The sequence below is a fragment of the Kutzneria sp. NPDC052558 genome (assembly GCF_044547355.1).
Classification (GTDB): domain Bacteria; phylum Actinomycetota; class Actinomycetes; order Mycobacteriales; family Pseudonocardiaceae; genus Kutzneria.
Genome location: NZ_JBIUAG010000007.1, coordinates 16,250 through 30,842 on the forward strand (window position 1 = coordinate 16,250; position 14,593 = coordinate 30,842).

The following is a 14,593-nucleotide window of genomic DNA, read 5'->3' on the forward strand; positions in this document are numbered from 1 at the left end:
GGTGATCATCGCACACACCAGGACGACCGACCGTCAGGGACGCTGACGGTCAGCGTTCGGGACCTCTGGCACGCCCAGTTCCCGCCGGATGTCGGCGGCCTCGGCCAGCGCCTCGCGCGCGGTGGGACCGTCCGGCGCGACCCGCGCGATGCGGCGCAGGGTGGCGGCCTCGGCGGCCCGGGCGTGGAACTCGCGGTGCAGCGAGAGCGCCCGGCGGTAGCTGAGCAGCGCCTCCCGCCATCGGCCGAGTCGGCGATGGACAAAACCGAGGGTGTCCCACGTGTCGGCCTGCGCCCGCCGCATGCCGAGATCGGCGAGGATGCGCAGCGACTCCCGGCTGTGCGCGACGGCGGCGTCGTAGCGGTCCTGCCGCGCCTCGAACCAGCCGACGGCGTTCAGCGCGGACGCGGTCTCCGCCGGGTCGGCGCCCTGGCGGACGAGGGTCAGCATCCGGTCGGCGTGCACCGCGCCGGCCGCCGGCCGCCCGACCCGGGCCCGGAGCCAAGCCGCCCCCAAATGCAGTCCGGCCAAGGACTTCCGGTCGTCCAGCTGCACGAACATCGGCATCGCGGCGGTTATCAGCTCGATGGCCGTCGAGTAGTCGCGCAGCCCCGCGTGCACACGGGCGAGGCCGCGCATGGTCTGGGCCGTCTGCGCCAAATCGCCCTTTCGCTCAGCGGTCCGCAGCGCCTCGGCCCCGGCGGCCAACAGCTCCGGCCACAGCCGGGCGCGGTCCAGGTGGTCGCCGATCACGCCGGCGAACCGCCAGACGTAGTCGCCGTAGCCCTCGGCCAGCGCCTCGGTGATCAACATCCGCAGCATCCGGCGCTCGGCCTCGTAGCCGGGGCAGGCCGGCCGCACCGGCGCCTCCGGTGGCACGACCGCCACCTTCACACGGGTGGTCTGCCGGTTGTTGAACAGGTAGTGGTCGAACAGCCGCCGGCGCACCAGGTCCCGTTCGCCGGCCGACAGCGCCGTGGCCAACTCGATGCCGTAGTCCCGCACGATTCCCGGCCAGCTGTACCGGCCCGGCCGGTACTCGTCGACCAGCTGCGCCGAGGCCAGTTCGGCCAGCAGCGGCCGGGTCCGCTCGGGCGGCGCGCCGATCATGCTCGCCGCCTCGATCGGCCCGATCTCCCGGGTCGGGTGCAGCGCGAGGGTGTGGAACAGGCGGGCGGCCGCCGGCGACAACGCCTCGTACGAACGGGAGAACGAGGTCCGCACATCCTCGGTCAGGGTCGTCCGGGCCGGCGGGCGCAGCCGGATCGGGTAGGCGTCGTTGAAGGCCACCAGGCCCGAGAGATCGTCCCGGCTGGTGACGATCGCCGCGCAGCCGTCGGAGCCGGGCAGCAGCTCCCGGGCCTGCTCGGCGTCGCGGGCGTTGTCCAGCAGCACCAACACCCGCCGGCCGGACAGCGAGCTGCGGTAGAGCGCCGCCGGATCGCAGACGTCCTGCACGCCCAACAAGGCCCGAACCGCCTCGCTCGTGGTCAGCGCCTGTACCGAGCCGTTCAGATCGACTTCCAGGACGCCGTCCGGGAAACGGTCCGCCGCCAACCGCGCCGCATGCCGGGCCAAGGCGGTCTTGCCCGCGCCGGCCATGCCCGTCACCGCGAGCACCGCCGCCGGTTCGTCGGGCTGCGGCAGCCGCTCCAGCAACGCCTTCAGCTCCTCGTCCCGGCCTACGAACGCCACCGGCTCCACGTCGATCAACACGCTTTGGTAGGCCTCGCGCAGCCGTGCCCCCGGGTGCACACCCAGCTCCAGCCGGAGCCGATCCCTTGTCTCACCGAACAGTTCCAGCGCCGCCGCCTGCTGGCCGTCCGCGTGCAGCAGCAACATCAGCCGGGCGTGCAGCTCCTCGTCCAGCGGCCGCCGCGCCGCCGCCGCTCGGACCATCGGCAACACCGCCGCCGCCATGCCCTCCGCCAACGCCCGGTCCGCCGCCGTGCGCAGCACCGCGTCGACTTCCTCGCTCACCGCCGTGAACACCGGATGCGAACGCACCTCGGCCGGCACATCCTCCGCGACTTCCCCGCCCACCAACGACAACGCCTCGACCAGGTGGCCCAGCGTCGGCCGTCCCGCCGTCAACTCCCGGAACCGCAGCAGATCCAGCATCTGCGCGGTCATCGCCAACCGATAGCCGCCTGGCGTCGGCAGCAGCCACTTCCCCGTCGCCCGGCGCGGCAGCTCCGGCTCCAGCATCCTCCGGATCGCCCCCACGTGGCCCTGCACCACGTTCGCCGCCAACTCCGGCGGGTCCCCGCGCCACAGCGCCCCGGTGATCTCCCCCATCGTCACCGGCCGGCCCGCCCGCGCCAGCAACAAGGCCATCAGGGCCCTCCGCTGCGGCGATCCCAGCCCCGCCTCGCGCCCCTGCCGCCGCCCGCGCACCGGCCCCAGCACCGTCCACCAGAAGGCCGACTCCACGATTCCGCCCGTCGATCCGCCGCACCACCGGCGAACCAAACTATACGATTCAGTTCAGAATTCGTTCAGATCCGTCCCATCGTCGCCCACCGCCAACCCGAACGGCCCGCCCTTTCCCGATCCGGTTCCCACCCGACCGAAAATCGCGGTGCGAGGTGGGCGGCTCCGACCGTCGACAACTGTCCGAAATGCCGACGAGCGGCCCGTCCGCGACAGCGAACGGACCGCTCGGGTCAACGGCAGATCACTCCTGGGTGTAGGTCACTCCTGGGTGTAGGTCACGTCGAACGAGCCGTTGGACAGCGAGCCGGTGTGGTCCTCGAAGCCGGAGCTGTTGCTGGCGTCGAGGGCGTGGCCGTTGGCCCCGGTGTAGGTGGCGCCGTCCACGGTGGCCCCGCTGAAGTGCACGGTGCCGAAGTCCGGGTAGGCGCCGGTCGGCGACTCCAGGATGAACTCGGCCGAGGCGTTGGCGCCGGGGTAGGACTTGGTGACGTGCTCGGTCCAGCCCTTGGTGGTGTCGCTGATGGTGAGCGTGTAGCTGGTGCCGCTGCGCTGCACGCTGGCGGTGAAGTTGTCGCCGGGGCTGACCGGGTCGTTGTAGTAGACGGGCGAGGCCGGGTACATCTCGTACCACGCCTGGTACTGCGGCGAGCCGGACGAGCAGTCGGTGGCCACGCCGGTCTGCTCCACCGACTGGCTGCCGTAGCCATCGATGCCGACCCACGGCGCGTACAGGTCGTTGGACGAGTTGCAGGTGACCTCGGGCTCGTTCCAGCTGGCGCTGACCGAACTGAAGCCGCTGCCGGTGGACACCCACCCCGACCAGTTGCCGCCGTCCTCGTTGAAGTTGCCGCCGACCAGGGGACGGGCGTGGGCGGTGGGGGCGGAGTGCTGGGGCGCGAAGCCGGCCGACGCGCTCGCGGTTGCGGGGACGGCGCCGGTCAGCAGGGTGGCGGCGCCGGCCGCGGCGAACGCGAGAAGACGTGCTCGCATAGTGCAGAACCTCCGGATGCAGGGTTGGGGCCGAGTGGCCCCGCCGGTGCGTCGACTCTGACCGAACGCCCGGTCGGCTGGCACCCTGCGATCGGAGGGTTTCTCGGTTCTCCGCCGTGGGTACCCGGACAGGTTGGAAGTTCCCGCAGGTCCGCTTGTCACATTGGCGAGGTATGGTCGATTTCGACCCGCACTGACGTGACAGCGGAAACCTGCGCGCGCGAGTTCGGCTCGACCTCCCCGGATCGTCACCCGATAGTGATCATCTGGCACTAGGATCCGACGGCACACGCGTCGGCGGGGCGAGGGTGGTGACGTGCGGTCGAAACGCTGGCGGCGGACTCGTTCGCTGGTGCTGCTCAGCCTGCTGCTGATCGCCTCGACGGTGGTCTGGGTGCGGGTGTTCCAGAGCGTGCCCACGATCGACCAGTCCGTCGGCTGCACTCCGATGAAACCGGGCGTCTCGGTGGTCGGCTACCACGATCTGGACCAGGTCGCGCCGGCCCCGCCCGGGCAGGTCGCGGTGCGCGTGATCAACGCCAGCTCGGCGCGCGGGGCCGCCAGCCTGATGTCGGCGGAGCTGACCGATCTCGGCTTCCAGCCGGCCGCGCCGCCGGCCACCGACCCGGCCTACCCGCTGGGCAACATGAACTGCGTCGGACAGATCCGGTTCGGCGCGCAGGGTGTGAGCGGGGCGCGGATGCTGAGCATGCTGGTGCCGTGCGCCCAGTTGGTGCGGGACGACCGCACCGACCAGACCGTCGACTTCGCCATCGGCACCGGCTTCAACGGGCTGGTCGTCACCACTGCCGCGCACCAGGTCCTGACCGATCTGACCGCCTGGTACCAGAGCCATCCGGCGCCGTCCGGCGGTCTGCTCAACCAGGATCCGGCCGCGCCCAAGCTGAACGCCCCGCTGCTGGCCGCGGCCCGGCCGGGGCACTGCTGACACTGGCGATATGGATAGAGTTCACGCCCTCAGCCCTGCCCCCGGGGGCGGTTCAATGTTCAACTTCCACCTATGAAGATCACTCTCCGGCTGGCCGTCGTCGGCCTGGCCGCCGGCCTGCTCACCTTGAGCGCCGGCATCGCGAACGCCGCCCCGGCCGCCGCGCCGAGCGAGGCGCAGTGGCTGTCCGACGTCACCGCCGTGACCAACCAGGCGTCGCCCTACCTCCAGCAGCGGCTGTCCAGCCCCGGCAAGCTCGCCATCGTGCTGGACATCGACAACACCTCGCTGGAGACGCACTACCACCCGATCACCATGCCGGCCATCCCGCCGGTGCTGGCCATGATCCAGCAGGCCAAGGCCAAGGGCGCCAGCATCTTCTTCATCACCGACCGCCCGGAGCTGTTCCGCTCGGTGACCCAGAGCAGCCTGACCGCCGTCGGCTACCCGGTGGACGGCCTGTCGCTGCGGCCGAACTTCAACACCGACCCGGTGCAGGTCAACAAGACCAACGCCCGCGCGGCGATCGAGGCCCAGGGCTTCACCATCGTCGCCAACATCGGCAACAACACCACCGACCTGGAGGGCGGCCACGCCGAGCGCACCTTCAAGCTCCCCGACTACGACGGCGCCCTGCGCTGACCCTCGCGAGTCCCGCCCACAGACATGCCGAACTGCTGAAACTGTTTCAGCAGTTCGGTATGTCGCTCAGCGGGACTCACGGGGTTCGCGGAGGAGGGCGGTGAGGTGGTGGGCGGTGTCGGGGTCGCAGGCGGCTAGGCCGAAGCGGATGACACCGGACCAGTCGGCGGCGCAGAGGAAGCGTTCGAGCAGGGGCACGACGAACAGCTCGGTGGCGCAGATGTGCTCGCCGAGGGCGTTGGCGAAGCGCTCCAGGATGTCCACGAGCTGGTCGCGGCGCTCGGCGGTGGCCTCGTCCTCCCAGGCCAGGATGGCGGCCTGCACGGCCAGCGACATGGCGTCCAGGGCCCGGTGCTGGCGGACCATGACGTCGACCATGATGTCGGCCTCGCTGGGCTTGTCCCCCACCAGCCGCGGCCACAGCAGGATGTCCTCGGCGCACTGGTGCCGGTAGACGGCGTTGTCGACCAGCCGCACCCGCGCGGCGACGACCTGGGCGCGCTCGACGTCGTCCGGGGCGACGGCGCGCACCAGGTCGACGTTGCGGCCCACTTCGCGGCGGAAAAGGGCGTGCAGCCGGAATACCTGGCGGCTGGTGAAACTGCGACGTTCGGTGACGGCGGTCATGGCACCCTCCCAAGTGCGGATGCCATGACTCACGCAGAAAACGGCGAAACGGGTCTGTGTCCGGACACAAGTGCCACCGTTGTTACCCGAACGGTCTACAGCCGAATGGATTTCTGGTTCATGAACTCCATGATTCCGGCCGGCCCCAGCTCACGGCCCATGCCGGACCGTTTGACGCCGCCGAACGGCAGATCGGCCTGTGAGCCGCCGGCGCTGTTGAGATACACCATTCCGGACTCGATCTGTTCGGCCACCCGGCGCATGCGCTCCGCATCGGTGCCCCAGACGCTGGCCCCGAGCCCGAACGGCGAGTCGTTGGCGATGGCGATGGCCTCCTGCTCACTGTCCGCACGGAACACGAGCACCACGGGACCGAAGATCTCCTCGTAGTAGGCGTTCATCTCCGGCGTGACGTCGGTGAGCACGGTCGCCTCCAGGTAGGCGCCGGGCCCGTCAACCGGTCGCCCGCCGGCCCGCAGCGTCGCGCCCTGCCGCACGGCGGTGGCCACCTGCTCGGCCACCTCGTCCCGGGCCGCGACCGAGGCCAGCGGCGGCAGTGTGGTGGCGGGGTCGGCCGGATCGCCGGGCCGGTAGTACTCGGCGACGCGCCGGGTCAGCTTGTCCACGAACTCGTCGTAGATGTCGGCCAGCACGATCATCCGCTTGGGCGCGTTGCAGGACTGCCCGCAGTTGCGCATCCGGGCCGTGGCCGTTCTGGTGACGGTCTCGTCCATGTCGTCGGTGTCGAGCACGATCAGCGGATCGGAGCCGCCGAGTTCGAGCACCGCCTTCTTCAGGTTACGGCCGGCCTCGGCGGCCACGCTGATGCCGGCTTGTTCGCTCCCGGTCAGGGAAACGCCCTGGATCCGGGGGTCGGCGAGGATGGCCGGCACCTGCCGGCTGGCGGCGAAGGTGTTGACGTAGACGTCTTCCGGCACGCCGGCGTCGTGCAGGATCTCGGCGATGGCCAGCGCCGAGCGCGGGCAGATGGACGCGTGCTTGAGCAGGATCGTGTTGCCCAGCACCAGGTTCGGCGCGACGAAACGGGCCACCTGGTAGCACGGGAAGTTCCACGGCATGACGCCCAGCAGCGCGCCGAGCGGCGTCTTCTGGATGACGGCCTCGCCGCCGCGGATGGACAGCGGCTGGTCGGCGATCAGCTCCGGGCCGTGCTGGCCGTAGTAGGTGAAGATGTCCACCACCACGCCGATCTCGCCGCGCCCCTCGTTGATCCGTTTGCCCATCTCCAGGGTCATGATCGCGGCCAGCTCGTCGGCGCGCTCCGCGAACAGCTCGGCGGCCCGCAGCACGATCTTGGCGCGCTCGGTCGCCGGCCGTCGTCGCCAGTCGGCGAACGCCCCGTGGACCCGGGCGATCGCCGCCTGGACCTCGGCGTCGGTGTCATTGGGGAGCTGCTCGACCAGCTCGCCGGTGGCGGGATTGGTGACTGTGTACATGGACCGCGGGCCTCCGTTCACTCGCACCTACCGGCTACTGTATACCGTATGCACAGGCCTGTCAGGAGTGCTCAACTGTGACCTGTACCGGCGGGTATTACTCGGTCAGGTGAGGGGTCCCGCTCCCACTGGACAACCCCACGGCCGGCGCTGTTAGCTCTCGCCCCGGAAGATCATGAAGACTCACCGATAGTTGTCACCGCAAACACGGTCAGTGATGCCCGTGCACCATCCGACAGACAAGGGCGATCATGGCCGAACGGGCGACCGTGCTCATCGTGGGCGCGGGGCCGGCGGGGCTTGTGCTGGGAAACCTGTTGCGCGCCAACAGGGTCGACACCCTCATCCTGGAGCGGGGCAGCCGCGCGCGGGTGCAGACCCGTGCCAGGGCCGGGTTTCTGGGCGCCAACAGCGCCCGGGTGCTCACCGAGCACGGTCTCGACGCCGGCATGCTCCACAATGGACATCTGCACGCAACCTGCGCTTTTCGTGACGGTAACGGGCAATTCGAGCTCGACTACAGCCGACTGGGCCGCGGCGAGGTGCACACCGTTTACCCGCAGCAGCACCTCGTCACCGACCTGATCGCCGAGTACCTCGACCGCGGCGGCCGGATCCGGTTCGAGGTGCCCGTCACCCACATCGACCCCCAGACGGCTACCGTCAGCTACAACGGCGGCGAGGCCCAGGCACGCTTCGTGGTCGGCTGCGACGGCAGCAACGGGATCAGCCGCCGGGCCGTGCCGGCCGGCCGGCACGCCCGGGACCACGGCGTGGCCTGGCTGGCCGTGCTGGCGCAGGCCCCGCCGAGCATGGGCACCACCACGTACGCCATGCACGACAACGGATTCGCCGGCCACATGGCCCGCGGCCCGCACGTCACCCGCTACTACCTCCAGGTCGAGCCGGACGAGGACCCCGCGGCCTGGCCCGACGAACGGATCTGGGCCGAGCTGCGGCTGCGCATGCGGGTCGACCGGTTCGGGCCGCTGCGCGAGGGCCCGGTCACCGAGCGCCGGATCGTGCGGCTGCGCTCCGATGTCGTGGATTCGTTGCAGCACGGGCGGTTGTTCCTGGCCGGCGACGCCGCCAGCCTGATCAGCCCGTCCGCGGCCAAGGGCGCCAACCTGGCGATCATGGAGGCCGAGCTGCTGGCCGGGGCCCTGACCGACGCGCTGGCCCGCGACGACGAACGCGCCCTGGCCGCGTACTCGACGACCTGCCGGCCGCGCATCTGGCGGGCCCAGGAGTTCTCGCACTGGATGATCACCCTGCTGCACGGGCCGGCCGACGGCCCCGACGCGCAGTTCCAGCGCTTACTGCGCCGGGCCCGGCTGGACAGCCTCCGGGACTCCCGCGCCCACCAGGACTTCTTCGCTGAGAACTACGTCGGTATCTGACCAGTTGGAGTGCACAACATGACCGCGACGATCGCGCCCGCGCTCGCCCCGGAGGACCTCGACCGCCTGAACATGGTGACGGCGCTGATCCGCACCAATGACACGGAATCGGTCATCAGCAAGGCCATGCCCCAGCTGCACGCGGCCGACCGGGCCGCCCTGACCCGGTACACCCGGTTCACCCACGCGGCCGTGCTGGTGTTTCCCAGCACGTTCAAGGGCCTGCGGCAGGAGCTGACACACCACGGCCTCCAAGTCGGGCCGATGTTTCCCAGCGTGGTGGTGCGCCAGCGGCTGAGCACCCGCTACGGCGTGCCGCTGCCCGATCTGACCGTGGGCATCCTGCGGGCGCGGCTGACCGACCGGCTGGGCAGCCCGGCCGAGCTGGAGATCTTCGCCATGATCACGCCGCCGGAGCTGGCCCACGTCGCCGCCGACGAGCGGCGGCACGGCCGGGAGAACCACTTCGCGCTGGCCGTGCCGCACGCCGACCCGGTGCTGCTGGCCGGACTGCGCACCGCGGTGGCCACGCGCATGCAGCCGGACGGGGGTGGCTACAACGAGCACGAGGACAACACGGTCCTGTACTTCCGCGACGCCCACCACCCGGGCCCGGCCTACCGCCGCCTGGAGCTGATCAGCGCCGGCCGGTATCCCGGGCTGCTGGCCACGCACCAGCGCGAGTCGGCGGTCGGCACGCGGCTGCTGCGCCTGATGACCGGCGCGTGGGCGACGCAGGCGATCAACGCCGCCGTCGAACTGAACCTGCCCGACCACCTCGTGACGAGGTCTGACCTACCGGGCCTGGCCGCGGCGACCGGGGCCGACGAGGACAGCCTCGGCCGCCTGCTGCGCTACCTGACCACGCTCGGCCTGGTCCGCACGGCCGGCGACGGTCACGCGCTCACCGACCTGGGCGCGCTGCTGCGGACGGACGTCGACGGCTCGTTGCGGGCGCTCGCGCTGATGTACGGCGGCCCCTTCTACCGCTCGTTCGCCGCGCTCACCGACGCCGTGCGCACCGGCGAGGAGTCGTACGCGAAGGTCTTCGGCCAGCACCACTTCCGCCACATGGCCGCCGACCCCGAGCTGGCGGAGCTGTTCCACCAGTCCATGGCGGCCAGCAACGCGGTGTTCGCGGACCTGGTGCGCGTCGTCGACTTCACCGAGATGCAGACGGTCGTCGACGTGGCCGGCGGCAACGGCGAGCTGCTGGGCCGCGTGCTGGCCGCCAATCCGAACACGCACGGCGTGCTGCTGGAACGTCCGCACGCGCTGGCGGCTGCCGAGTCGACCCTGGCCCCCGTGGCCGACCGCTGCACGCTCACGCCCGGCGACTTCACCGAGGGCGTGCCCTCGACCGGCGACGCCTACCTGCTGTCCCGCATCCTGCACGACTGGGACGACGAGCAGTGCCACGGCATCCTGGCCAACCTGGCGGCGGACATGCCCGAGCACGCCGAGCTGATGGTGATCGAGCGGCTGCTGCCGGCCGGGCACGACACCGAGTCGCTCGCGGTGCCGTGGGACATCCACATGCTGTGCAACGTCGGCGGCCGGGAGCGCACCGAGTCGCACTACCGCGAGCTGTTGGCGGCGGCCGGCTTCGAGCTCACGGCGACGATCCCGCTGGCCCTGGACACGTACGTGCTGCGCGCCCGAAAGGCCGTCACCGGTACGGCGTGAGGAAGCGTCGCGACAGCGCCCGCAGGCGGCCGATCTCGTCGGACAGGGTGCTCGACCAGATCGGCCCGGGCCGTTCCACCAGCACCGGAACGGCCCGGCCGGCGGCGTCGAAGCAGGCCTGCACGAGGTCATGGAGGTGCGGGTCGTCGTCCACGGCGCCGACGGCGACCTGCGTGAGCCGGTCGGCGTGGTCTCCGGCCAACGCCCGCAGCCGCGTGAAGCCGCCGTGCGCGAAGGCCAGCGAAGCGTCCAGGCAGAACGACGTCTCGGGGTGCGCGTCGAGCGCCTTCTCCACGAGGTCGGCGTCGGCGGTGTTGCGCAGCTGCACCAGATGGCTCAGCGGGGCGTCGCCCAGTGGCAGGTCGGCGGCCACGGTCACCGGCACGGCCAGCCGCAGCAACGGCTCGACCGCGCACCGCGCGCGCAGCGAGGCCCGCAGCCCGTGGACCCGAAGCTGTTCACATGCGTGCACCAGCGCGTCGGTCCACGCCGACTCCCCGCACTCGATCTCCACGGCGTTGCCTCCGTAGGCCTGGCAGGCCAGGGCCGCGACCGTGAACTCGGACGGCGTGAAGCAGGCGGTGGAGAAGCCCACCACGTCCCCGAGCGTCGTACGGGCGGTCACAAATGCGTGCCCGTCCGACCGCCACGCGCCGGAGTCGTCCACCCCGCCGCCCACCTCAACGCACAATCCACATCCACCCACCTGGACAGGGTTGAGGACCGGTCTTCAAACGTTCTCAACACCGTCTCCAGAACCGGTTGTGGCACGTGCGGTGCCCGATAAGTGACACTGTGCGGTGATCGTGACAGGCGAGCCGGCGGAGTGATTCCTGATGACGAGTCAACCGACACCCGAGCTGCGGGCCAAGCTGCTCGGGCCGGTGCGGCTGTGGGCCGGGACCAGGGAAGTCACCCTCGGGTCGCCGCTGCCCCGGGCGGTCATCGCGATGCTGGCCATGCGCACGTCGACGGTCGTGTCCCGGGAGGAGTTGATCGACGGCGTGTGGGGTGAGAACCCGCCGGCGACCGTCGAGGGCAGTCTCTACACGTATGTCTCGTCGCTGCGCAAGGCCCTGGAACCCGACCGCGGCCGCCGCGACTCCTCGGGGCTGCTGGCGTCGGAGGGCGCGGGCTACCGGTTGCAGCTCGCGCCGGACAACCTGGACGTGGTGCGGTTCGATCGGCTGCGGCAGCGGTCCGAGAACCAGCTGGCCGGCGGTGACCCGGCCGGCGCGCTGCGCTCGGTGGACGAGGCGCTGTCGCTGTGGCAGGGCGAGGCGCTGTCGGGCGTGACCGGTCCGTACGCCCTCGCGCAGCGCAGCCGCCTCGCGGAGCTGCGGGTGGTGGCGCGTGAGCTGCGCTCGGAAGCGGCGCTGGCCACGGGCCAGCACACGACCGCCGTGGCCGACATCGCGGCGCTGGTGCACGAGTACCCGATCCGTGAGCGGCCGCGCTCGCTGCTGATGCTGGCGCTGTACCGCTGCGGCCGCCAGGCCGAGGCGCTCGCGGCGTTCCGTGACGCCCGGCAGGTGCTCATCGACGAGCTGGGCGTGGAGCCGGGGCGGGAGCTCCAGGAGCTGCACGAACGCATCCTCGCCAACGATCCGTCGCTGCAACTGGACGACGCCCCGGCGATCTCCGTGCGCGTGCCGACGCCCACCACGCCTCCCCCGACGCCCGCTCTTGTCGGCCGCGACGCCGAGATGGACACGCTGCGCACGGCCGTCGCAGAGGTCAGCGCCGGCCGCGGGCGGACCGTGTGGATCGAGGGTGAGATGGGCATCGGCAAGTCCGCCCTGCTCGCCGCCGGTCTCGCGCACGCCCAGTGGGCCGGCTGCCAGGTGCTGCACGCCGTCGCTGACACGCTGGGGCAACGTTTCCCGCTGCGAGCGATGCTCGACTGCCTGGACGTGACGCCGCAGTCCACGGATCCGCGCCGCGTGGCGCTGGCCCATTCGCTGCGTGAGGGCGAGGCCAGTCAGTCCATCGTCGGCGGCGGCAACAGCATCTTCAGCACCATCGACCGACTGGTGGCGCTGGTCGAGGAGCTGTGCGCCGGCGGCCCGCTCGCGGTCGGACTCGACGACGTGCAGTGGGCCGACGAGTCCAGTCTCGAGGTGTGGCACCGGCTGTGCCAGCTGACCGACAAGCTGCCGCTGCTGCTGGTCGGCGTGACGCGGCCGGCGCACCAGCGTCCCGAGGTGGACCAGCTGCGCCGCGACACGGAGAGCCTCGGCGGCGCTGTGCTGAGGCTGACCCCGTTGGACCTGGACGCCGTGGCCGGCATGGTCGGCAAGCTGATCGGCGCGCCGCCGGGGCCGAGACTGCGGGAGATCGCCGGCCGGGCCGGCGGCAATCCCCTGTACGTGCGGGAGATCGCCGACGCCCTCATGCGGGAGCGGGTCGTGCGGGTCGAGGCCGACACCGCGGAGGTGCCGGCGGAGGCGTTCGAGCGGGTGCCGGGATCGCTGGTGTCGGCGGTGACCGGCCGGCTCGGCTTCCTGTCCGAGGCCACGCGTGAGGTGCTGCGGTGGGCGGCGCTGCTCGGCGGCGAGTTCGGCGTGGTCGACCTGTCGGTGGTGGTGGGCAAGCCGGTGTCCTCGCTGGTGCAGCCGTTCGAGGAGGCGATCGCCGCCGGGGTGCTGCGCGACGCCGGCCTGCGGCTGGCGTTCCGGCATCCGCTGATCAGGCAGTCCCTGTACGAGGGCACGCCGTCGGCGCTGCGCGTGGCCCTGCACTACCAGGCGGCGCAGGCGCTGGCCGACGCCGGCGTGCCCGAGGAGCACGTCGCCGAGCAGCTGCTGGCCGCCGAGGCCGGCATGGGGCCGTGGGCGGCGAAGTGGCTCGCGCAGGCCGCCCCGGTGCTGCACCACCGTGCGCCGCTGGTTGTGGTCGAGCTGCTCCAGCGCGTGCTGGAGACCGTGTCCATCGACGACGCGCGGCGGGCGCCGCTGATGGCGCACCTGTCGAGAGTGCTGTTCCGGCTCGGCCGTGACGTCGACGCCGAGCAGTGGGGCCGAAAGGCGTTGCCGCACCTCAAGAACGCGGACCTCGCGGCGGAGATCCGCTGGGTGCTGGCCTACGTGCCGTATCGGGCGTCGCAGCCCGAACGCGCGCTGGCGATGCTGGAGGAGGCGCTCGCCGACACGGGGCTGCCGCAGCTGTGGCGGGCCCGGCTCATGTCGCTGCTGGCGCTGGTGCAGCGCGCGGGCGTGGGCGAGATGCAGATCGCGCAGGTGACGGCGCAGCGGGCCGTCGATCTGGGCGAGGAGGTCGGCGACGCCTTCACCGTGGGGCAGTCGCTGGAGGTGCTGTGGCAGGTCGAGGCCGTGCGGCGGGACTACGCCCGTGGGGTCGAATTCCTCAACCGTGCCATGGACATCGTCGGCACCGACATCAGCCTCACCGACCTGCGGCTGGTCCTGCTGGACAACCGCATGTTCACGCTCCAGTGCCTGGACCGCCTCGACGAGGCCGGCGAGGACCTGCGCATGGCGTTCGAGCTCGCCGGACACAGCACGCCGCTGGCCGGCCTGCACGTCGCCGGCGCGGTGCACCGGTACTGGCTGGGGCAGTGGGACGAGGCGCAGCGGGACCTGGCCGCCGCGCTCGGCGACTCCCCCGACTTCACCGGCTACGGGCTGCGCGAGGGCGGTCCCGTGCTGCTGCTGCACGGCGTCGGGGCGTTGATCGCCGCGCACCGTGACGACGTCGTGCGGCTGGACCGGCACCTGGACGCGGGGCTGAACCTGCCCGTGGTCAGCGAGGCCGACCGGGAGAACTGCGACTTCCTGGTGGCGGCCAAGGCGATGGCCGCCGCGCGGGCCGGGCGGCTGTCCGACGCCATCGCCGAGCTGGGCATCATCCTCGACCCCCGGTACGAGGGCATGATGCTGCGGCACCAGTGGCTGCCCGAGCTGGTGCGCATGGCCATCGACAACGGGGACATGGCCACCGCGCGCGACGCCGCCGCCGCGTGCGAGGCCGAGGCCCACCGTGAGACCACCGCCGCCCGCGCCGACGCCGCCGCCGCGCGCTGCCGGGCCGTCATCAACCGTGACGCCGACGCCCTCGTTCCCGTGGCCGCGCACTACCGGGCCGTGGGCCGTGTGTTCGAGCTGGCCCAGACCCTGGAGGAACGGGCCATCCTGCTCGCCGCCGCCGGCCGTCGGGACGAGGCCGAGGACGTGCTGGCCACCTGCCTCGACCTGTACCGGGGATTCGGGGCCGCCTGGGACATCCGCCGGGCCGAAGCCGCCGTCTGCGGCTAGCGCCCCCTCATGCCAGGACCGGTCCCTTGATCTTGGCGGAGAGGTGTCGGGGCTAGCGGCGGAAAACCTTGGCCAGGCGGGTCAGCCACGTGTCGTGGGTCTGGTCGGCGTCACGGAAGCGCCGGCAGTCGC

At 71.7% G+C, this 14,593-nt stretch carries 10 protein-coding genes; 5 read left to right on the forward strand and 5 right to left on the reverse strand.

Annotation, left to right across the window (positions count from 1 at the left end):
* Positions 1 to 33: 33 nt before the first annotated feature.
* On the reverse strand, positions 34 to 2,433 hold the full coding sequence (locus ACIG5F_RS14380) for a BTAD domain-containing putative transcriptional regulator (protein ID WP_396518127.1): 2,400 nt from the start codon (positions 2,431 to 2,433) through the stop codon (positions 34 to 36).
* 261 nt (positions 2,434 to 2,694) lie between these two features.
* A complete protein-coding gene (locus ACIG5F_RS14385) occupies positions 2,695 to 3,426 on the reverse strand; it encodes a G1 family glutamic endopeptidase (RefSeq protein WP_396518128.1) in 732 nt (243 codons plus the stop codon).
* A gap of 316 nt (positions 3,427 to 3,742) precedes the next feature.
* On the opposite strand from ACIG5F_RS14385, the gene cei reads away from it, so the two are divergent.
* Both cei and ACIG5F_RS14395 read left to right on the forward strand, forming a co-directional pair.
* Complete coding sequence (gene cei / locus ACIG5F_RS14390) at positions 3,743 to 4,375, forward strand: envelope integrity protein Cei (protein ID WP_396518129.1); 633 nt, start codon at positions 3,743 to 3,745, stop codon at positions 4,373 to 4,375.
* Between the two features lie 72 nt (positions 4,376 to 4,447).
* On the forward strand, positions 4,448 to 5,017 hold the full coding sequence (locus ACIG5F_RS14395) for an HAD family acid phosphatase (protein WP_396518130.1): 570 nt from the start codon (positions 4,448 to 4,450) through the stop codon (positions 5,015 to 5,017).
* A gap of 66 nt (positions 5,018 to 5,083) precedes the next feature.
* Here the strand turns inward: ACIG5F_RS14395 and ACIG5F_RS14400 are convergent, their stop codons facing one another.
* Together ACIG5F_RS14400 and ACIG5F_RS14405 are read right to left on the reverse strand one after the other, a co-directional pair.
* Positions 5,084 to 5,644, reverse strand: a complete 561-nt coding sequence (locus ACIG5F_RS14400; RefSeq protein ID WP_396518132.1) for a hemerythrin domain-containing protein — start codon at positions 5,642 to 5,644, stop codon at positions 5,084 to 5,086.
* Positions 5,645 to 5,739: 95 nt separating this feature from the next.
* Positions 5,740 to 7,101, reverse strand: coding sequence for an NAD-dependent succinate-semialdehyde dehydrogenase (locus tag ACIG5F_RS14405; protein ID WP_396518133.1), 1,362 nt, complete (start codon positions 7,099 to 7,101; stop codon positions 5,740 to 5,742).
* Between the two features lie 251 nt (positions 7,102 to 7,352).
* On the opposite strand from ACIG5F_RS14405, the gene ACIG5F_RS14410 reads away from it, so the two are divergent.
* Together ACIG5F_RS14410 and ACIG5F_RS14415 are read left to right on the forward strand one after the other, a co-directional pair.
* Positions 7,353 to 8,501, forward strand: coding sequence for a 4-hydroxybenzoate 3-monooxygenase (locus ACIG5F_RS14410; protein WP_396518134.1), 1,149 nt, complete (start codon positions 7,353 to 7,355; stop codon positions 8,499 to 8,501).
* Positions 8,502 to 8,519: 18 nt separating this feature from the next.
* Positions 8,520 to 10,187, forward strand: coding sequence for a methyltransferase (locus ACIG5F_RS14415; RefSeq protein ID WP_396518135.1), 1,668 nt, complete (start codon positions 8,520 to 8,522; stop codon positions 10,185 to 10,187).
* Here ACIG5F_RS14415 and ACIG5F_RS14420 read toward each other — a convergent pair.
* Complete coding sequence (locus ACIG5F_RS14420) at positions 10,171 to 10,854, reverse strand: hypothetical protein (RefSeq protein ID WP_396518136.1); 684 nt, start codon at positions 10,852 to 10,854, stop codon at positions 10,171 to 10,173. The two genes, ACIG5F_RS14415 and ACIG5F_RS14420, sit on opposite strands and share 17 nt — an antisense overlap.
* A 169-nt stretch (positions 10,855 to 11,023) precedes the next feature.
* Here ACIG5F_RS14420 and ACIG5F_RS14425 point away from each other — a divergent pair, with 169 nt between their 5' ends.
* Positions 11,024 to 14,461 (forward strand): BTAD domain-containing putative transcriptional regulator, encoded by a 3,438-nt coding sequence (locus ACIG5F_RS14425; protein WP_396518137.1) that lies wholly within the window; start codon positions 11,024 to 11,026, stop codon positions 14,459 to 14,461.
* Positions 14,462 to 14,593: the final 132 nt, after the last annotated feature.

Excerpts from the sequence above, each read along its gene's own strand:
- ACIG5F_RS14385 (WP_396518128.1), bottom strand. The coding sequence starts at position 3,426 with ATGCGAGCACGTCTTCTCGCGTTCGCCGCGGCCGGCGCCGCCACCCTG.
- ACIG5F_RS14395 (WP_396518130.1), top strand. The coding sequence starts at position 4,448 with ATGAAGATCACTCTCCGGCTGGCCGTCGTCGGCCTGGCCGCCGGCCTG.
- ACIG5F_RS14400 (WP_396518132.1), bottom strand. The coding sequence starts at position 5,644 with ATGACCGCCGTCACCGAACGTCGCAGTTTCACCAGCCGCCAGGTATTC.
- ACIG5F_RS14405 (WP_396518133.1), bottom strand. The coding sequence starts at position 7,101 with ATGTACACAGTCACCAATCCCGCCACCGGCGAGCTGGTCGAGCAGCTC.
- ACIG5F_RS14410 (WP_396518134.1), top strand. The coding sequence starts at position 7,353 with ATGGCCGAACGGGCGACCGTGCTCATCGTGGGCGCGGGGCCGGCGGGG.
- ACIG5F_RS14415 (WP_396518135.1), top strand. The coding sequence starts at position 8,520 with ATGACCGCGACGATCGCGCCCGCGCTCGCCCCGGAGGACCTCGACCGC.
- ACIG5F_RS14425 (WP_396518137.1), top strand. The coding sequence starts at position 11,024 with ATGACGAGTCAACCGACACCCGAGCTGCGGGCCAAGCTGCTCGGGCCG.